General features: G+C 54.7%; 17 protein-coding genes. 12 read left to right on the forward strand and 5 right to left on the reverse strand.

The features are described 5' to 3' along the window. Positions 1–35 precede the first annotated feature (35 nt). The 4 genes from clpX to bolA form a co-directional block, all read right to left on the reverse strand. Positions 36–1,310, reverse strand: a complete 1,275-nt coding sequence (gene clpX, locus FE839_RS00615) for an ATP-dependent protease ATP-binding subunit ClpX (RefSeq protein WP_138358087.1) — start codon at positions 1,308–1,310, stop codon at positions 36–38. A gap of 130 nt (positions 1,311–1,440) precedes the next feature. Then, a complete protein-coding gene (clpP, locus tag FE839_RS00620; RefSeq protein ID WP_138358089.1) occupies positions 1,441–2,064 on the reverse strand; it encodes an ATP-dependent Clp endopeptidase proteolytic subunit ClpP in 624 nt (207 codons plus the stop codon). 315 nt (positions 2,065–2,379) lie between these two features. After that, positions 2,380–3,678 (reverse strand): trigger factor, encoded by a 1,299-nt coding sequence (gene tig / locus FE839_RS00625; RefSeq protein WP_138358091.1) that lies wholly within the window; start codon positions 3,676–3,678, stop codon positions 2,380–2,382. 346 nt (positions 3,679–4,024) lie between these two features. Then, the gene (bolA, locus tag FE839_RS00635; RefSeq protein WP_138358093.1) at positions 4,025–4,342 is read right to left on the reverse strand and encodes a transcriptional regulator BolA; all 318 of its coding nucleotides are present in this window, start codon (positions 4,340–4,342) and stop codon (positions 4,025–4,027) included. 422 nt (positions 4,343–4,764) lie between these two features. Between bolA and FE839_RS00645 the strand changes: the two genes are divergently transcribed. The 7 genes from FE839_RS00645 (at position 4,765) to cyoE (ending at position 12,131) form a co-directional block, all read left to right on the forward strand. Continuing rightward, entirely contained in the window at positions 4,765–5,343 is a 579-nt protein-coding gene (locus FE839_RS00645) for a lipoprotein (RefSeq protein WP_138358095.1), read from the forward strand. Positions 5,344–5,386: 43 nt separating this feature from the next. Further along, entirely contained in the window at positions 5,387–6,862 is a 1,476-nt protein-coding gene (gene ampG / locus FE839_RS00650; protein ID WP_138358097.1) for a muropeptide MFS transporter AmpG, read from the forward strand. A gap of 480 nt (positions 6,863–7,342) precedes the next feature. Next, entirely contained in the window at positions 7,343–8,290 is a 948-nt protein-coding gene (cyoA, locus tag FE839_RS00655) for a cytochrome o ubiquinol oxidase subunit II (protein ID WP_138358099.1), read from the forward strand. 19 nt (positions 8,291–8,309) lie between these two features. After that, positions 8,310–10,292: a cytochrome o ubiquinol oxidase subunit I gene (gene cyoB, locus FE839_RS00660; RefSeq protein WP_138358101.1), complete on the forward strand. Its 1,983-nt coding sequence runs from the start codon at positions 8,310–8,312 to the stop codon at positions 10,290–10,292. Then, positions 10,292–10,903 carry a cytochrome o ubiquinol oxidase subunit III gene (locus tag FE839_RS00665; protein ID WP_138358103.1) on the forward strand — a complete coding sequence of 204 codons (612 nt, stop codon included), beginning with the start codon at positions 10,292–10,294 and terminating at the stop codon, positions 10,901–10,903. The genes cyoB and FE839_RS00665 overlap by 1 nt, the downstream gene beginning before the upstream one ends. Then, a complete protein-coding gene (locus tag FE839_RS00670; RefSeq protein WP_138358105.1) occupies positions 10,903–11,232 on the forward strand; it encodes a cytochrome o ubiquinol oxidase subunit IV in 330 nt (109 codons plus the stop codon). Before FE839_RS00665 ends, FE839_RS00670 begins: the two co-directional genes overlap by 1 nt. Before the next feature lie 11 nt (positions 11,233–11,243). Then, positions 11,244–12,131: a heme o synthase gene (gene cyoE, locus FE839_RS00675; protein WP_138358107.1), complete on the forward strand. Its 888-nt coding sequence runs from the start codon at positions 11,244–11,246 to the stop codon at positions 12,129–12,131. Positions 12,132–12,327: 196 nt separating this feature from the next. Here cyoE and FE839_RS00680 read toward each other — a convergent pair whose 3' ends face one another. Beyond that, on the reverse strand, positions 12,328–13,086 hold the full coding sequence (locus FE839_RS00680) for an IclR family transcriptional regulator domain-containing protein (protein ID WP_138358109.1): 759 nt from the start codon (positions 13,084–13,086) through the stop codon (positions 12,328–12,330). Between the two features lie 152 nt (positions 13,087–13,238). Between FE839_RS00680 and FE839_RS00685 the strand changes: the two genes are divergently transcribed. The 5 genes from FE839_RS00685 to FE839_RS00705 all read left to right on the forward strand — a co-directional run bounded on the left by FE839_RS00685 (position 13,239) and on the right by FE839_RS00705 (position 18,665). Continuing rightward, positions 13,239–14,060: a shikimate dehydrogenase family protein gene (locus FE839_RS00685; RefSeq protein WP_138358111.1), complete on the forward strand. Its 822-nt coding sequence runs from the start codon at positions 13,239–13,241 to the stop codon at positions 14,058–14,060. Further along, positions 14,057–15,733, forward strand: a complete 1,677-nt coding sequence (locus tag FE839_RS00690) for an FAD-dependent oxidoreductase (protein ID WP_138358113.1) — start codon at positions 14,057–14,059, stop codon at positions 15,731–15,733. The genes FE839_RS00685 and FE839_RS00690 overlap by 4 nt, the downstream gene beginning before the upstream one ends. 12 nt (positions 15,734–15,745) lie before the next feature. Continuing rightward, entirely contained in the window at positions 15,746–16,066 is a 321-nt protein-coding gene (locus tag FE839_RS00695; RefSeq protein ID WP_138358115.1) for an NIPSNAP family protein, read from the forward strand. Positions 16,067–16,076: 10 nt separating this feature from the next. Then, the gene (locus FE839_RS00700; protein ID WP_138358117.1) at positions 16,077–17,780 is read left to right on the forward strand and encodes an FAD-dependent oxidoreductase; all 1,704 of its coding nucleotides are present in this window, start codon (positions 16,077–16,079) and stop codon (positions 17,778–17,780) included. Between the two features lie 66 nt (positions 17,781–17,846). Beyond that, positions 17,847–18,665 (forward strand): sugar phosphate isomerase/epimerase family protein, encoded by an 819-nt coding sequence (locus FE839_RS00705; RefSeq protein WP_138358119.1) that lies wholly within the window; start codon positions 17,847–17,849, stop codon positions 18,663–18,665. Positions 18,666–18,669: the final 4 nt, after the last annotated feature.

The raw sequence follows: 18,669 nt of genomic DNA on the forward strand, positions 1-18,669 counted from the left end.
CCCCTTTTTGTTAACTGCTTGAGCGAACTGGCTAATTATTCACCAGAAGCCTGCTGTGCTTCCGGTTTGCCGTAAATCAGCAGCGGCTTGCTTTGTCCATCAATAACCGAAGCGTCGATGACCACTTTTTCGACATCTTCCATTGACGGCAGATCGTACATGGTATCAAGCAGCGCGGCTTCAACAATAGAACGCAGGCCACGTGCGCCGGTTTTACGCGCCATTGCTTTCTTAGCGATAGCGTCCAGCGCTTCGTCACGGAACTCCAGCTCGACCCCTTCCAGATTAAACAACGCCTGATACTGCTTGGTCAGCGCGTTTTTCGGCTCTTTGAGGATCTGAATCAACGCGTCTTCGCTCAGTTCGTTCAGGGTTGCCACCACCGGCAGACGACCAATAAACTCAGGAATCAAACCAAATTTGATCAGATCCTCCGGCTCAACCTGTGACAGCAGTTCGCCCTCGCTGGCTTTATCGGACTTAGCCTTAACCGTCGCGCCGAAACCAATACCAGAACCGGTTTCGACACGGTGGGAAATGACCTTATCCAGACCGGCAAACGCGCCGCCGCAGATAAACAGGATCTTAGAGGTGTCAACCTGCAGGAACTCCTGCTGCGGATGCTTGCGGCCCCCCTGCGGCGGAACCGCGGCCACGGTGCCTTCAATAAGCTTCAACAACGCCTGCTGGACGCCTTCGCCAGAAACATCGCGGGTGATCGACGGGTTATCCGATTTACGGGAAATTTTGTCAATCTCATCAATATAGACGATACCGCGCTGGGCTTTCTGTACGTCGTAATCACACTTCTGCAGCAGCTTCTGGATGATGTTTTCGACATCCTCACCCACATAACCCGCTTCGGTCAGCGTAGTCGCATCAGCCATGGTGAACGGAACATCCAGCAGACGCGCCAGCGTTTCCGCCAGTAACGTTTTACCGGAGCCGGTCGGCCCGATCAGCAAAATGTTGCTTTTGCCCAGTTCAACACCGTTGCTGGTATCACCGTTACGCAGGCGTTTATAGTGGTTATATACCGCCACTGCCAGCACTTTTTTCGCCGGTTCCTGACCGATAACGTAATCGTCCAGATGATGGCGAATTTCGTGCGGAGTCGGCAATGCGCTGCGCTCACGATGCGGCGCAACTTCTTTAATCTCTTCGCGAATGATGTCGTTACATAAATCAACACATTCGTCGCAGATATACACGGATGGCCCGGCGATTAGCTTACGCACTTCATGCTGGCTCTTGCCGCAAAAAGAGCAGTACAACAGTTTGCCCGAACCATCTTTGCGTTTATCTGTCATGAGTCCAAACCCCTTATTAAGTTCTTTGTGCCGCACACAACGACGCAAATGCCATTCTCAGGCGCAAACCGCGATAAGCGTTGTGCCGCCCTCCTTCAAACAAGTATAGCGGCCCCCTTGCGCCAGGGCATCAATTACGATGAGTCAAAATGGAGTCGACGAGGCCGTATTCCACTGATTCGGAGGCAGACAGGAAACGATCGCGCTCGGTATCACGCTCGATCTGCTCCAGAGATTGACCCGTATGGTGCGCCATCAGTTCATTCATGCGGCCTTTCACCTTCAGGATCTCACGGGCGTGGATTTCGATATCCGTCGCCTGACCCTGATAGCCGCCCAGCGGCTGATGAATCATCACGCGGGAGTTGGGCAGGCAGAAACGCTTACCTTTCGCCCCGGCCGTCAGCAGGAACGCCCCCATAGACGCCGCCTGGCCCATACAAATGGTGCTCACGTCAGGCTTAATGAATTGCATGGTGTCGTAGATTGACATCCCTGCGGTAATCACGCCGCCAGGAGAGTTAATGTACAGATAGATATCTTTTTCCGGGTTCTCCGCTTCCAGAAACAGCATCTGCGCCACGATCAGGTTCGCCATATGGTCTTCGACCTGGCCGGTCAGGAAAATGACGCGCTCCTTAAGCAGACGGGAGTAAATATCAAATGAACGTTCGCCGCGTGAGGTCTGTTCAATGACCATCGGCACCAGGGCCATATGGGGTGCAAAGTTATCTCGTTCGCCACTGTATGACATTTTCCGTCTCCTGGATTAATTTGAAAAAAACCGCTGCACTGATTGTAACCTTACGGACGGATTATCAGCCAGAATTTCTGCTGTCGGGCAGAAGTGCATAGATGCACGCTTCATTACGGCGCATGATTATGCCAATGCAGTTACCTTCCCCGGTTATGGGGATGGCGTTACCATAATTCAAGCATAACAATCTTTTGCTGTAACGCTATCACTGAAATTGCCTTTTCTCGCGCTTCCAGAGGCGATCATTGCCGTAAAAAAACCCGCGGCCTTTCGGCAACGGGTTTTGCTCAGACCTTAAACCTTGAGGCGAAATTACGCCTGCTGGTTCATCAGTTCGCTGAAAGAAGTCGCTTTTTCAGACACGTTAGCTTTCGCCAGCACGGCTTCAACAGCCTGCTCTTCCAGCGCGACATTGCGCATGTTGTCCATCAGCTCTTTGTTCTTGCTGTAGTACTCAACAACTTCTGTCGGATCTTCGTAAGCGGAAGCCATCTCTTCGATCAGACCTTTAACGCGCTCTTCGTCAGCTTTCAGCTCGTTAGTACGAATCACTTCGCCCAGCAGCAGACCAACAACAACGCGGCGTTTAGCCTGCTCTTCGAACAGCTCACGCGGCAGTTCCAGCGCTTGTTTCTCATTACCACCGAAACGCTGAGCAGCCTGACGACGCAGAACGTCGATTTCGCTATCGATCAGCGCCGCCGGAACGTCGATGTCGTTAGCTTTTACCAGACCATCAATAGCCTGGGACTTAACGCGGTTACGCACGGCGCCTTTCAGCTCGCGTTCCATGTTTTTACGCACTTCAGCGCGCAGACCCGCCACGGAACCATCTTCAACGCCGAAACGTTTGATGAATTCTTCGGTCAGTTCAGGCAGTTCGCGTTCTTCCACTTTCTTCAGGTTGATAACGAACTTCGCCGCTTTACCTTTCAGGTTTTCAGCGTGGTACTCTTCCGGGAAGGTCACGTCGATAGTGAACTCTTCGCCCGCTTTGTGACCTTTAATACCGTCTTCAAAGCCTGGGATCATACGCCCCTGGCCCATTGCCAGTACGAAGTCAGACGCTTTGCCGCCTTCGAACTCTTCGCCGTCTACAGAACCGGAGAAATCGATGGTGACCCGGTCTTCCGCGTCAACTTCGCCTTCTTTATCTTTCCAGTTAGCCTGCTGTTTGCGCAGAGTATCCAGCATGGTGTCAACGTCAGCGTCGGTGACTTCAACCAGCGGTTTTTCAACTTCGATCGCTTCCAGACCCTGCAGTTCAACTTCCGGATAAACCTCGAACTCTACCGCGTAGGTGAAATCTTCCCCCAGCTTGTATTCGCCCGGAACATAGTTCGGCGCGCCGGCCGGATTAATTTTTTCTTTAATGATCGCGTCAACGAAGTGACGGCTCATCAGGTCACCCAGCACGTCCTGGCGAACAGATGCGCCATAACGCTGAGCAACAATATTCATTGGCACTTTGCCTTTACGGAAGCCATCAATGCGAACTTTTTTCGCTACGTTGACCAGCTCGCTTTTGACAGCATTCTCGATGCTGTCAGCGGCGATAGTAATCGTTACACGGCGCCCTAGGCCCTGAGTGGTTTCAACTGAAACTTGCATCTTGTTACCTCAAAAAAATCACAGTGCTCGGTCAACTCTGGAATCGCGAGAAAGTTGCCTCGCAGAACCGGGATGCCTTCTTCAAATGAGAAACACATTCCCTGTCGTCAGAATCATCCCGAAGACATTCATAATAAAAGACGCGGCATTATAGCGGCATCACTTTGGTGAGTCGAGAACGGTTGTCACCCACTGCTGCGGCTTTTTTCACATTTCCCGCGCAAATTTGCCGGTAAAAATGCGCAATCAGCACATTTTCCAGGCAAAACAAAACGGCCCGCAGGCCGTTTTTGATAAATCTTCACGCAACATACTGGAAAAGCGCCAGCGGATGCAAATGTGATTTCTACGCGATGCTTCCGGCACCCCGACAAGGCGGAGAAGCAAAGACGGTATCCTGCAGTCCTTCCCACTCTTTTATTGTGTAAGTATGCAGCGCCAGGGCGTGCACGGTGCTTGATAGTTCCTCCGTCAACGTCCCATAAATCATACGGTGACGATTAAGAAAACGCTCGCCGAGGAAGCGCTCACTCACCAGCACCACTTTAAAATGACTTTCAGAGCCCGCAGGAACGTTGTGGCGATAGCTCTCATCCACGACTTCAAGATACATCGGGTCGAACGCTGCCCTAAGTTTTGCTTCGATCTGTTCACGTATCATCATGAATTTTCTCCTCCGACAACGCTGTATTGCCGCCATTCCCTTTAAATGTTAGCCGCTTTTACCGCTTCCATTAGGCGAAAACAACAAAAAATTAGCATTTCTCTGATATTTTCCGTCAAACGTATTGGGTTTACTGATTCTGCATCCCGGAAGACCTGCCTGGATCGCGATAATCACTGCGCCAGGGACAGAAAATGCACAAGACGATGAATTTACATACGTTGCTACTTCCCCTTGCCGTTGGCGATGTTATGATGGCGAGAATTTTCCTCAATTACCCCAAATAGTTCGTGCGGCAGGAAGGCAGCAAGAAAGCGCCCGGGAGCTTACTGAAGTCAGTGACCGGGAAAGTAAACGAAGCTAACCGCGCTGTCGCCTGAAGTATGGCGGGTATGACCACTTCATGCGTTGAGACCCTGAACATGTTTAAGAAAATTATTTTTCCTTTGGTCGCGCTGTTTATGCTGGCTGGATGCGCCACTCCACCGACCACCATTGATGTTTCACCGAAAATCACCCTGCCCCAGCAGGATCCAAGCCTGATGGGCGTGACCGTGAGCATTAACGGCGCCGATCAGCGGCCGGATCAGGCGCTGGCAAAAGTCACTCGCAATGATCAACTGGTTACGTTAACCGCCTCCCGCGATCTGCGTTTCCTGCTACAGGAAGTGCTTGAGAAACAGATGACCGCTCGCGGCTATATGATTGGCCCGAACGGCGCGGTTGACCTGCAGATTATCGTCAACAAACTGTACGCCGATGTTTCTCAGGGCAACTTGCGCTACAACATCGCCACCACAGCCGATATTGCGATTATCGCCACCGCCGCAAACGGTAACAAAATGACCAAAAATTATCGTGCAAACTACTCTGTTGATGGCGCATTCCAGGCCACTAACCAGAATATCGCCAATGCGGTTAATAGCGTCCTGACCGACACCATCGCCGATATGGCGCAGGACACCAGCATTCACGATTTCATCAAGCAAAACGCGCATTAATGAATCACAGACCTGGCCTCTGGCCAGGTCTGTGCGATACGCCATGTCCAATCACTACTTACGCATTTTCACGCAACCCAAATCGGCCATTTTGCTGATCCTCGGTTTCGCGTCCGGCTTACCGCTGGCCCTGACGTCAGGCACGCTGCAGGCATGGATGACCGTGGAAAATATCGATCTGAAAACGATTGGTTTTTTTTCGCTCGTCGGCCAGGCCTACGTCTTTAAGTTCCTCTGGTCGCCGCTGATGGATCGCTATACGCCGCCGTTTTGTGGTCGTCGTCGCGGCTGGCTGTTAGCCACCCAGTTCCTGCTGCTTATCGCGATTGCCGGAATGGGATTCCTCGAACCTGCCTCGCAATTACGCTGGATGGCCGCGCTGGCGGTCATCATCGCTTTCTGCTCCGCTTCTCAGGATATCGTCTTCGATGCGTGGAAAACCGATGTGCTGACAGCCGAAGAGCGCGGCGCCGGCGCGGCAATCAGCGTGCTGGGCTATCGCCTGGGCATGCTGGTTTCCGGCGGACTGGCCCTGTGGCTGGCGGACCGCTGGCTCGGCTGGCAGGGAATGTACTGGCTGATGGCCGCGCTGCTAATCCCCTGCATTATCGCCACCCTGCTGGCCCCGGAACCCAGCGACGTCATTCCGGTACCGAAGACGCTGGAGCAGGCCGTTGCCGCACCGTTGCGCGACTTTTTTGGCCGCAATAACGCCTGGCTCATTCTCTTGCTTATCGTCCTTTATAAGCTTGGCGACGCGTTTGCCATGAGTCTGACCACCACATTCCTGATTCGCGGCGTCGGTTTCGATGCGGGCGAAGTAGGAATGGTGAATAAAACGCTGGGCCTGTTCGCTACGATTGTCGGCGCGCTTTATGGCGGCGTGCTCATGCAGCGCCTGACGCTGTTCCGCGCGCTGTTCATTTTTGGTCTGTTGCAGGGAGTATCCAACGCCGGTTATTGGCTACTGTCGATTACCGATAAGCATCTCATCTCCATGGCAACGGCTGTCTTTTTCGAAAACCTGTGCGGCGGGATGGGCACCGCGGCATTTGTCGCGCTGCTGATGACCCTATGCAATAAATCCTTTTCCGCCACTCAGTTTGCGCTGCTCTCCGCCCTTTCCGCTGTCGGGCGCATTTACGTTGGCCCAATCGCCGGTTGGTTTGTTGAAGCCTACGGTTGGCCGACCTTCTATCTCTTCTCTGTGATTGCCGCCGTTCCGGGGATTTTGCTGCTGTTAATTTGTCGACGCACGCTGGAGTACACCCAGAAAACTGAAAATTTTATCCCCCGCACCCGCTTTCCCCAGACTTATACGCTGGCTTTACTTATCCTGGCAGTGGGCTGCCTGATGCTGGCGATATGGTTGCTGCTGCTGGTACTGAACGCGCTGAACTACACCGCCTTCGACTTCCTTGCAGGCCTGCTGGAAATCGCCGTACTCACCGCCGTTGGCGGTATTTTACTCGGCGCGCTCCTCGACTATCTGGCACTACGCAGAACGGAACTGATTTAAACCATTGCCCGGGCGTGAATAGACGTTGTAATTACGAAACGTAATTATAACGTCTTATTAACGTTTCAATATTTATCAGCCGTTATTTGTTGTTTTGTGCGCTTTCTATTTCTGGAAATTATTGACAATTTTTATTCGAATCTTTAAATAATTTAAGCGATTCAGCACAAATAATTGTATTTTGCGATTTTATTATGTCTCATGCTTGATAATTAATTGTTAATTATTTGTATTGTTTTTCCCGCAGTTATACTCATTACCTTATAAACCTTTTCTTTCTTATCCCTGTCGTTATCAATCCCGCGGAAATCAAGGTTTGCAAGTTATTATGTCACACTTAGTAACACATGTGACAAACCAGGCAAAAGTAGCTAACACAGTACAGACACTGCTCCAACGATGTTTACAGTAATGCAACCTTCCCGTAAAATGCCCGCACACTTTAAGCGCCACCAGATTCCGTGGAATTGAGGTCGTTCAATGAGACTTAGGAAATACAATAAAAGTTTGGGATGGATGTCATTAATCGCAGGTACTGTATTACTCAGTGGCTGCGATTCTGCACTCCTTGACCCAAAAGGACAGATTGGACTGGAGCAACGCTCTCTGATTCTGACGGCCTTTGGCCTGATGCTGATTGTCGTTATTCCAGCCGTCTTGATGGCAGTAGGATTTGCCTGGAAGTACCGTGCGAGCAATAAAGATGCGAAGTATAGCCCTAACTGGTCACACTCCAACAAAGTTGAAGCGGTGGTCTGGACAGTGCCTATTCTGATCATCCTGTTCCTGGCCGTTCTGACCTGGAAAACCACTCACGCATTAGAGCCGAGCAAACCGCTTGCTAACGATGAAAAACCGATCACCATCGAAGTCGTTTCGATGGACTGGAAATGGTTCTTCATCTATCCGGAGCAAGGTATTGCTACCGTCAACGAAATCGCCTTCCCGGCGAACGTCCCGGTACACTTCAAAGTGACCTCCAACTCCGTGATGAACTCGTTCTTTATCCCACGTTTAGGCAGCCAGATTTACGCAATGGCCGGGATGCAGACTCAACTGCACCTCATTGCGAACGAACCTGGTACTTACGACGGCATCTCCGCCAGCTATAGCGGCCCGGGCTTCTCTGGAATGAAGTTCAAAGCTATCGCTACGCCGGATCGTGCAACCTTCGATCAGTGGGTAGCGAAAGCCAAACAGTCTGCGAATGTCATGGATTCCATGGATGCGTTCGACAAACTGGCTGCGCCTAGCGAATACAACAAAGTGGAATACTTCTCTGACGTGAAACCGGATTTGTTTAAAGACGTTATTAACAAATTTATGTCTCACGGTAAGAGCATGGATATGTCCCAACCGGAAGGCGAGCACGCAGCGCATGAAGGGATGGAAGACATGGACATGAGCCACGCGGAAACCGCTCACTAAGGGGCCGAGGAAGAAAACGATGTTCGGAAAACTTACACTGGATGCAGTCCCCTACCATGAACCGATTATTATGGTTACGGTGGCTGCGATTATCATCGGGGGACTGGCGGTTCTCGCTGCCATCACTTACTTCGGTAAGTGGTCCTACCTTTGGAAAGAGTGGCTGACTTCGGTTGACCACAAACGGCTCGGTATCATGTACGTTATCGTCGCAATCGTCATGTTGCTGCGTGGCTTTGCCGATGCCATTATGATGCGTAGCCAGCAGGTGCTGGCCTCGGCCGGAGAAGCTGGCTTCCTGCCGCCTCACCACTACGATCAGATCTTTACCGCCCACGGCGTTATTATGATCTTCTTCGTCGCGATGCCGTTTGTTATCGGCCTGATGAACCTGGTGGTTCCACTGCAGCTCGGCGCGCGCGATGTTGCTTTCCCATTCCTTAACAACCTGAGCTTCTGGTTCACCGTTGTGGGCGTGATTCTGGTTAACCTTTCTCTGGGCGTTGGTGAATTCGCGCAGACCGGTTGGCTGGCCTATCCGCCGCTATCGGGAATCGAGTACAGTCCGGGCGTTGGCGTCGATTACTGGATCTGGGCTATCCAGCTATCCGGTATTGGTACCACGTTAACCGGTATTAACTTCTTTGTGACAATCATCAAGATGCGTGCCCCTGGCATGACGATGTTCAAGATGCCGGTATTTAGCTGGGCATCTCTGTGCGCCAACATCCTGATTATCGCCTCCTTCCCCATTCTGACCGTCACCGTCGCGCTGCTGACCCTGGACCGCTACCTGGGCACCCATTTCTTTACCAACGATATGGGTGGCAACATGATGATGTACATCAACCTGATTTGGGCCTGGGGTCACCCGGAAGTGTACATTCTGGTTCTGCCGGTATTCGGCGTCTTCTCCGAAATCGCGGCGACCTTCTCGCGTAAACGCCTGTTTGGCTATACCTCGCTGGTATGGGCAACAGTATGTATTACCGTGCTGTCGTTTATCGTTTGGCTGCACCACTTCTTTACTATGGGTGCGGGCGCGAACGTCAACGCCTTCTTCGGTATCACCACCATGATTATCGCGATCCCGACCGGGGTTAAGATCTTCAACTGGCTATTCACCATGTACCAGGGCCGCATCGTCTTCAACTCTGCAATGATGTGGACGATTGGCTTTATTGTGACCTTCTCGGTCGGTGGTATGACCGGCGTTCTGCTGGCGGTACCGGGCGCCGACTTCGTGCTGCACAACAGCCTGTTCCTGATCGCGCACTTCCATAACGTCATCATCGGCGGCGTGGTGTTCGGTTGCTTCGCGGGTCTGACCTACTGGTGGCCGAAAGCCTTTGGCTTCACGCTGAACGAGACCTGGGGCAAACGCGCTTTCTGGTTCTGGATTATCGGCTTCTTCGTGGCGTTTATGCCGCTGTATGTGCTGGGCTTTATGGGTATGACCCGTCGCCTGAGCCAGCAGATTGACCCGCAGTTCCACCCGATGCTGGTTGTTGCAGCCTGCGGCGCGGCGCTGATCGCTTGCGGTATCCTTTGCCAGTTGATTCAGTTCTACGTCTCTATCCGCGATCGCGAGCAGAACCGCGATCTGACCGGCGACCCATGGGGCGGCCGTACGCTGGAGTGGGCGACCTCTTCTCCTCCGCCGTTCTACAACTTCGCTATCGTTCCTCAGGTTCACGAGCGTGACGCCTTCTGGGAAATGAAAGAAAAAGGCGAAGCCTATAAAAAACCGGCAGGCTATGAAGAGATTCATATGCCGAAAAACAGCGGCGCGGGCATCGTTATTGCGGCTTTCGCAACGGTGTTTGGTTTCGCAATGATCTGGCACATCTGGTGGATGGCGATTGCAAGCTTCGCCGGAATCCTGGTGACCTGGATTATCAAGAGCTTTGACGAGGACGTGGATTACTACGTACCGGTTGCAGTAGTCGAAAAACTGGAAAATCAGCATTTCGATGAGATTAACAAAGCAGGGCTGAAATAATGGCAACTGATACTCTTGCGCATAATGCCCACGCGCATGAACACGGGCACCATGATACAGGACCGATGAAAGTCTTCGGCTTCTGGATCTACCTGATGAGCGACTGCATTATCTTCGCCTCTCTGTTCGCAACCTATGCCGTTCTGGTGAACGGCACAGCGGGCGGTCCGAGCGGTAAAGATATTTTCGAACTGCCGTTCGTTCTGGTTGAAACCGCACTGCTGCTGTTCAGCTCCATCACCTACGGCATGGCTGCGATTGCCATGTACAAAAACAACAAAAGCCAGGTGGTTTCCTGGCTGGCGCTGACCTTCCTCTTCGGGGCAGGGTTCATCGCGATGGAACTCTATGAATTCCATCACCTGATTGTTGAAGGTATGGGACCGAATCGTAGCGGCTTCCTGTCAGCGTTCTTCGCACTGGTCGGCACCCACGGTCTGCACGTAACCTCCGGTCTGATCTGGATGGCCGTATTGATGGTACAAGTTTCACGCCGTGGCCTGACCAGCACTAACCGCACCCGTATCATGTGCCTGAGCCTGTTCTGGCACTTCCTGGACGTCGTGTGGATCTGCGTGTTCTCGGTTGTTTATCTGATGGGGGCGATGTAATGAGTCATTCTACCGATCATAATGGCGCTTCTCACGGTAGCGTGAAGAGCTACATGACAGGCTTTATCCTGTCGATCATTCTGACGGTTATCCCGTTTGCAATGGTTATGAGTGGCTCCGCATCGCATGCGGCTATTCTGGGAACCATTCTGGTGACTGCGGTTGTGCAGATTATCGTGCACCTGGTGTACTTCCTGCATATGAACAGTAAATCAGACGAAGGTTGGAACCTGACCGCGTTTATCTTCACCGTAATCATCATTGCTATCGTAGTTGTCGGCTCCATCTGGATTATGTGGAACCTGAACTACAATATGATGATGCACTAAGAGCGGCGAGTATGTTTAAGCAATACCTGCAAGTAACGAAACCAGGCATCATTTTTGGCAACCTGATCTCCGTGATCGGCGGTTTCCTGCTGGCCTCCAAAGGCCACATCGACTATCCGCTGTTCATCTGGACGCTCCTCGGAGTATCCCTGGTGGTCGCCTCGGGTTGTGTTTTCAACAACTACATCGACCGTGATATCGATCGTAAGATGGAACGGACGAAAAACCGGGTGCTGGTCAAAGGGCTGATCTCGCCAGAAGCTTCGCTGGTATACGCCACCCTGCTGGGTATTGCTGGCTTCATGCTCCTGTGGTTTGGTGCCAATCCCCTGGCCTGCGGGCTTGGGGTGATGGGGTTCGTGGTTTATGTTGGTCTTTACAGCCTGTACATGAAACGCCACTCCGTCTACGGCACGCTGATTGGTTCTCTCTCTGGCGCTGCGCCGCCAGTGATTGGCTACTGCGCGGTGACCGGCGACTTTGACAGCGGCGCCGCCATTCTGCTGGCGATTTTCAGCCTGTGGCAAATGCCCCACTCCTACGCCATCGCGATTTTCCGCTTTAAGGATTATCAGGCGGCGAATATTCCGGTTCTGCCGGTGGTGAAGGGTATTTCAGTGGCCAAAAACCATATCACCCTCTACATCATCGGCTTCGCCGTCGCGACGCTGATGCTCTCTCTGGGCGGCTACGCCGGATATAAATATCTGGTGGTTGCGGCCGCAGTGAGCGTCTGGTGGCTCGGTATGGCGCTGCGTGGTTACAAAGTGGCGGACGATAAAGTCTGGGCGCGCAAACTGTTCGTCTTTTCTATCGTCGCCATTACCGCGCTGTCGGTAATGATGTCCGTCGATTTTATGGTGCCGGATTCACATAATTTGCTGGCTATGGTCAGATAAAACCGCACTCAGCAATCGCTCAGCAGCCTCCGCTCGTAAGACCGGAGGCTGTTTTTTTATAAAAACGACAGCATAACCAGATAGCGCCGCAGTGAATGTCTGCTCAGCGTCGTAAACAATGCTGCGCGGAGCGGTATACAGGACCGCGTCATCGCCTGCAATATTGCGCCTGATCCGCTCTCTCTTCTCTCCAGGACTACCCCGTCAGCATCGCCTGAGCGCTATAAAGCAAATCGAGATGATCGCGACACAATGCCTCAAGCGAGGTTCTTGATTGATGACTGGTTAAGCTCAGCGCGCCCCAGTAAATCCCGTCTCTGTCCGATAGCGGCACGGCCAGCACCAGCATGCCTATTTCAAACTCCTGCTCAATCGCCGCATATCCCTGGCGGCGAACCTGAGCGATTTTTTCCATTAGCGCGGCAACGTCAGTGACCGTATAGGGCGTGCGCTTTTCACGCCGAATCCGCTGCAGAACGGCTTCACACTCGGCTTCCGGTAGCGAGGCCAGCCAGAGTCGCCCCCCGGCCGTACAGTAAATCGGCACCCGCTCGCCCAGTCGCACTGATGTTGAGTTAAACGGCGTATGTTTACTACGAGCAATATAAACCAGCTCATCATCATCAATCATACCGACCGAAGCATGCTCTTCCGTGCGGCTGGCGATGTACTCCACGATTGGCCGCACCATGCGCGGAAACTGTGCCGAATCAACATACGCCTGCCCCAGGCGTAACGCTTTTGGCGTCAGCCAGTAATAGCGGCCATCAGTCTGCAAATAACGTTCATGCAGCAATGTAAGGAAAAACCGCCGTGCGGCGCTTTGCGTCAGCCCGCTCATTTTCGCCGCCTGCGGTACGGTAAGCCGCGGGAACGTTTTAGAGAAGAGCTGGATCAACGCCAGCCCCTTTTGTAAGCCGACGATCAGATCGCGGGAATGAATCTGGTTTTGCATAGTTGTTCACAGTTTTGCAACAATACAATCGATTTAACGCGATTATCGCAGTACTGGTGCGATTAACAACCAGTATGGCCGAATTCTGCGTTGTCGCTCTCAGCTTCCGCTGAAATACTTTCACAACATTCATTTAACAAATGAGGTTTGAAATGATCAGTGGATTCACTCAGGTCGTCGCCGTTATTGGCCACCCGATTAGCCAGGTTAAATCACCGGAGAACTTCAACCGCTACTTCGCTGAGCAACGGATGGATCGCGTCATGATCCCGGTCGATATCGCCCCGGAAGCCGTTGCCGACTACCTAAATGCGCTGCGAGGGTGGCACAACATGAGCGGCGTGCTGGTCACCGTCCCGCACAAGCAGCGCGCCGCCACGCTGGTCGATGAGTTAACTCCGCGAGCCCGACACCTGAATGCCGTCAATGTGATCCGTAAGCAGGCGGATGGCCGTTTACAGGGCGATATGCTTGATGGCGTCGGTTTTCAGCTTGCCGCAGAGGCGCATGGCTTTCACGCTGCAGGTAAAAAGGCGCTGCTTTCCGGCTGCGGCGGCGTCGGCAGCGCAATGGCGTGGGAGCTCTGCGAAGCGGGTATTAGCCAACTGGCGCTCTACGATCAGAATCCCGCCACTCAGCAGTTATTGCACAACCGGCTGGCAACCCATTTTCCGCATGTTCATCTCACAGACTTGCCCACGACGCTTGAGGATCTGGATTTAGTGATTAATGGTTCCCCGGCGGGAATGTCGGGTTTTGAGCCCTTACCGCTGCCGCAAGCGCTGCTGGAAACGCTACCGCCATCGATTCATGTCGCGGATGTCGTGACCGCGCCGGTGATAACCCCGCTCCTTGCCTTCGCCCGCGATCGTGGCTGCGTGATTCAGACCGGCCCGGAAATGGCGCTGGCACAGATGAAACTGCTGGGACAATTTATTGGCGTCATTCCGCAGGAACAAGGGGCGGCGGCATGAAAAGCTGGGATGTCATCGTTATCGGCAGCGGTGCCGCTGGCTTTGCCGCCGCGGTGACCGCCTGCTGTAAGGGGTTATCGGTACTAATGCTGGAAAAAGCCCCACAGTTTGGCGGCACTTCCGCCATTTCCGGCGGCGCGGTATGGATCCACGATAGCGATCAGGCGCGAAAATCAGCAAAAAGCGGCACCGCGCAGGCGATTGCCAGCTATCTGCGGACGATTATCGGCGAGTCGAACTATCGTCAGGATCTGGTGGATGCCTTTATCACCTCTGGCCGCGAGGCGCTGGCGTTTCTAGAAAAAGAGGGGGCGGTGAAATATAGCCTGCGTCCGCTCTCCCCGGATTATTACCCGGATGAACCCGGCGCCGTCGATGTTGGCCGGGCGCTGGAAGTGGTGGAGTATGACGGACGGGAGCTGGGAGAGCACTTTCGCGACCTGCGCTCTCCTCCGCCGGGGATGCTGCTGTTCGGCGGCATGATGGTTAATCGCGTTGATATCCAGCACTTTCTTGATATGCGCCGTTCACTGCGTTCGTTAGCGCACTGTAGCAAGCTGCTGCTGCGCTACGGCCGCGATCGCCTGAAACACCATCGCGGCACCCGGCTGGCGATGGGCAATGCGCTGATTGCCCGCATGGCGACTCTCGCCTTACGCAAAGGCATGACGCTCAGGCTCAACACCACAGTGCTGTCGCTGACCGAACAGCATGGCGAAGTGACTGGCGTCGAAATTGAGCATGATGGTCAAAAACAGACTCTCGCCGCCCGTTGCGGCGTGGTACTGGCGGCGGGGGGATTCGCCGCTGGCAAGCTGGCCGAACGCTATCGCCCTAAAACCCGCGAACACTATACCATGTCGCCCGTCACCAACGACGGTGCCGCACTGCGGCTTGGCGCAGGGGTCAATGCCTGTGAAGGTGAGGACAGGCCATCTAATTTTTTCTGGGCGCCCGTATCGGTGCTACGTCATCCCGATGGCTCGCAAGAGCGCTTTCCTCACCTCGTGACCGACCGCGCGAAACCCGGCGTTATCGCCGTCAACCAACGGGCAGTCCGCTTTGTTAATGAGTCAAACTCGTATCACCACTTTGCCAGCGCGATGCAAAGTCAGCCAGAAAATGCCCCCTGTTTTCTGATTTGCGATGCCCAGGCCATGAAGCGCTATGGCCTGGGTCTGGCGCGCCCCGCGCCGGTAAATAACGATGCGCTGATCAAGGCGGGCTATCTGCACAAGGCCTCGACCCTCGCCGAACTGGCGCAGCAGCTCGGCCTGGAGCCACAAACCCTCGTTGAGACGGTAAACCGCTATAACCGCACCGCCGCCGAAGGACATGACCCGGCATTCGCTAAAGGCGGCAACAGCTATAACCGCGCAATGGGCGACCCGGGCCACCAGCCGAACCCCTGCAACGCCGCGCTCACCTGCGCCCCGTTTTATGCCGTCACTCTTTATACCGGCGATCTCGGTACGTCGCGCGGGCTGGTCACCACCGCCGATGCGCAGGTCGTTAACCAACAGGGCCAACCCATTAAAGGGCTTTATGCCGTGGGTAACGATATGGACTCCATCATGGCCGGAACCTATCCCGGCCCGGGGATAACCCTCGGCCCGGCGCTGACTTTCGGCTACCTGGCAGCCAGTCATATGGCGCAACAACCCGCACTGTAACAGGAGAACACCATGATTTATGAAAAACGTACTTACACCATCAATCCGCTGAAAATGGCCGACTGGCTGGCGCTGTATAAAAGCGACGCTTACGCCGTTCAGACCGAACATCTCGGTAAACTCATCGGCTTCTTCTTTACCGAAATTGGTGTCGTCAATCAGGTGGTGCATATCTGGGCTTATGAAAGCCTTGACGATCGTCTGGCACGTCGTGGGCGAATGGCCCAGGACCCACGCTGGCTGACTTTCTCGCGTAAAAATCGCGAACTGGCCGCCGTTGAACGCCTGGAGTCGGTACTTCTGCGCCCCACTGATTTTTCACCACTACAATAAGGAGCCGGCGATGAGCGGACAGATGAACGTTGATGTTCTGGTGGTCGGCTCCGGCGCGGCGGGGCTCTCCGCCGCCGTTACCGCCGCGCTCGGCGGCGCCAGCGTGCTGGTCGCGGAAAAGGAGTCGGTCATTGGCGGCACCAGCGCCTGGTCCGGCGGCTGGCTGTGGATCCCACATAATCCGTTGGCGCGCGAGGAGGGCATTACCGAAGATCCCGATGCGCCGCTCACCTATCTGCGACATGAAATGGACGGGCAGGAAGCTGACGCGCGCCTGCGCGCCTTTCTGAAGTACGGACCGGAGATGATCGACTTCTTCCGTCGTCACACGGCGGTGCAGTTTCTTTCCGGCAGCAAAATGCCTGATTTTCATAACTCTCCGGGATATGCACAGGGCGGCCGCTCGGTCACGGCCCGGCCTTTTGATGGACGCCTGTTGGGGGAGTGGTTATATCGCCTGCGCCCGCCGCTGGAAACCATCAGCCTCGCGGGAATGGGCATTGCCGGCGGGACGGATATGGCGCACTTTTTCAACGCCACCCGTTCACCGCGCTCGGCGCTGTATGCGACCCGTCGCCTGCTACGTCACGGCTGGCAGCGTCTGCGCGCCGGACGCGGACAGCACCTGGTGAACGGCAATGCGCTGGTCGCCCGCCTGCTACGTTCGGCGCTGGACGCAGGGGTTAACTTTCAGCTTAACGCGCCGGTACAACGCCTGCTCACCGCCGACAACCGCGTTGAAGGGGCGATATTGCACAGCGATGGCGGCGAGATACATGTCCGCTCCGGGGCGGTGATCCTTGCCTGCGGCGGCTTTCCTCACGACAGACAACGGCTGGCGGAAAATGTGCCGCACGCCGCCAGCGGCTATGGACACTTCTCCGCGGCCCCCCCGGGCAATCAGGGCGACGGTATTCGGCTCGGCGAATCGGTCGGCGGCCAGTTTGATACCTCGCTCAGACACCCCATGGCCTGGGCGCCGGTCTCGCGCGTCACCCTCGCCAGCGGGCTGCAACTGGTGTTCCCGCACCTGGTGGAACGCGCGAAACCCGGCTTTATTGCCGTTTTGCCCAACGGCAAACGCTTCACCAATGAAGCCGACTCCTATCACGATTTTATCGCCGCGCTGCTTAAAGCAACGCCACCCGGCGAAACGCCGCAAGCATGGCTGATTGCCGATAGTCGGGCGCTGCGGCGGTATGGATTAGGCCATGCCCGCCCCTTCCCTTTTACCCCGGAGGCCTGGCGACGGACCGGCTATCTGCACACCGGCGAAACGCTGAAAGCCCTGGCGGAAAAATGCGCAATCAATCCGCAACAGCTGGTGGAAACCATCGCCCGCTTTAACGGCTTTGCCGACAAGGGCGAAGACACAGACTTTCAGCGCGGCGCATCGGCCTATAACCGCGCCCAGGGCGATGCCAGCCGCTCAGGCCACCCCACGCTGGGAAAACTCAGCGATGCGCCTTTTTATGCCGTGCGCATTCTTCCCGGCTCTTTAGGTTCCTTTAGCGGACTACAAACCGATGACTGCGCCCACGTGCTGGATGCCCGGCAACAGCCGATTCCGGGCCTTTACGCCATCGGTAACGATATGTCGAGCGTGATGCGGGGATTCTATCCCAGCGGCGGTATCACGCTTGGGCCAGCGATGACCTTTGGCTATCTGGTCGGAAAAAAATTAACGGAAAGCATTAACAAAACAATGCATTAAAAATGCTTTTACCAGGGACGGCGATACACATAACAACAACCACCTGCAACTGTACTGGAGTCCATTATGAACATGCGTACCCTGTCACTCGCTGCGCTTACCCTACTCGACGTCCCTCCGCCGGAACAGGTGCGGATCGCGGCACAAACCGGTTACAGCCACGTAGGCCTGCGCCTGCTCCCCGCAACACCGTCCGACCCGGATTATGACATGCTCGGCGATACCGCCACCGTCCGTGATACCCTGGCGGCGCTGAAGGAAACCGGTATTGGCGTCTCAGACGTTGAGATCGTCCGCCTGACGCCGGATTTTTCATTGAACGCTCGTCTGCAGCGGTTCTTCGACACCGCTACGCGCCTGGGGGCCAAACAGGTACTGGTCGCCGGAAACGATGAAAACCTCGCGCGCAGCGCGGAAAATCTCGCCCGCCTTGCCGAAGCCGGTCGGGAGTATGACTTAACCATGAACCTGGAACCCATGCCCTGGACTCACCTGCGCACCATCGCCGATGCCCGGGCGCTGATCGACGCCAGCGGCCGCTCAGATATCGGTATTTTGATCGACGCGCTCCACTTCTGGCGGGCGGGCGAATCCCTTTCGACGCTCGCTGAACTGCCCCAAAATAGCCTCAACTATATGCAACTTTGTGATGCCTCGCCGCTCATGCCCGCTGATGAACAGGAACTGATTTACCAGGCCCGCGCCGCACGTAAGGTGCCCGGCGAAGGTGGGCTCGATCTGCATGGCCTGATGGCGGCGCTTCCGCCCATGCTGCCGGTCTCGATCGAGGTTCCACTGAGCGGAGAACGTGGCGCGTTGCCGCCGCTGACTCGCGCGCAACTGCTGTTTAACGCCGCGCAGTCCTATCTGCGCCCTTGCGCATAAGGAG

The organism is Klebsiella indica (assembly GCF_005860775.1).
GTDB classification, from domain to species: domain Bacteria; phylum Pseudomonadota; class Gammaproteobacteria; order Enterobacterales; family Enterobacteriaceae; genus Klebsiella; species Klebsiella indica.

Bases quoted from the DNA above. Each gene is read 5' to 3' on its own strand.
- clpX (WP_138358087.1), bottom strand. From the start codon at position 1,310: ATGACAGATAAACGCAAAGATGGTTCGGGCAAACTGTTGTACTGCTCT.
- clpP (WP_138358089.1), bottom strand. From the start codon at position 2,064: ATGTCATACAGTGGCGAACGAGATAACTTTGCACCCCATATGGCCCTG.
- tig (WP_138358091.1), bottom strand. From the start codon at position 3,678: ATGCAAGTTTCAGTTGAAACCACTCAGGGCCTAGGGCGCCGTGTAACG.
- bolA (WP_138358093.1), bottom strand. From the start codon at position 4,342: ATGATGATACGTGAACAGATCGAAGCAAAACTTAGGGCAGCGTTCGAC.
- FE839_RS00645 (WP_138358095.1), top strand. From the start codon at position 4,765: ATGTTTAAGAAAATTATTTTTCCTTTGGTCGCGCTGTTTATGCTGGCT.
- ampG (WP_138358097.1), top strand. From the start codon at position 5,387: ATGTCCAATCACTACTTACGCATTTTCACGCAACCCAAATCGGCCATT.
- cyoA (WP_138358099.1), top strand. From the start codon at position 7,343: ATGAGACTTAGGAAATACAATAAAAGTTTGGGATGGATGTCATTAATC.
- cyoB (WP_138358101.1), top strand. From the start codon at position 8,310: ATGTTCGGAAAACTTACACTGGATGCAGTCCCCTACCATGAACCGATT.
- FE839_RS00665 (WP_138358103.1), top strand. From the start codon at position 10,292: ATGGCAACTGATACTCTTGCGCATAATGCCCACGCGCATGAACACGGG.
- FE839_RS00670 (WP_138358105.1), top strand. From the start codon at position 10,903: ATGAGTCATTCTACCGATCATAATGGCGCTTCTCACGGTAGCGTGAAG.
- cyoE (WP_138358107.1), top strand. From the start codon at position 11,244: ATGTTTAAGCAATACCTGCAAGTAACGAAACCAGGCATCATTTTTGGC.
- FE839_RS00680 (WP_138358109.1), bottom strand. From the start codon at position 13,086: ATGCAAAACCAGATTCATTCCCGCGATCTGATCGTCGGCTTACAAAAG.
- FE839_RS00685 (WP_138358111.1), top strand. From the start codon at position 13,239: ATGATCAGTGGATTCACTCAGGTCGTCGCCGTTATTGGCCACCCGATT.
- FE839_RS00690 (WP_138358113.1), top strand. From the start codon at position 14,057: ATGAAAAGCTGGGATGTCATCGTTATCGGCAGCGGTGCCGCTGGCTTT.
- FE839_RS00695 (WP_138358115.1), top strand. From the start codon at position 15,746: ATGATTTATGAAAAACGTACTTACACCATCAATCCGCTGAAAATGGCC.
- FE839_RS00700 (WP_138358117.1), top strand. From the start codon at position 16,077: ATGAGCGGACAGATGAACGTTGATGTTCTGGTGGTCGGCTCCGGCGCG.
- FE839_RS00705 (WP_138358119.1), top strand. From the start codon at position 17,847: ATGAACATGCGTACCCTGTCACTCGCTGCGCTTACCCTACTCGACGTC.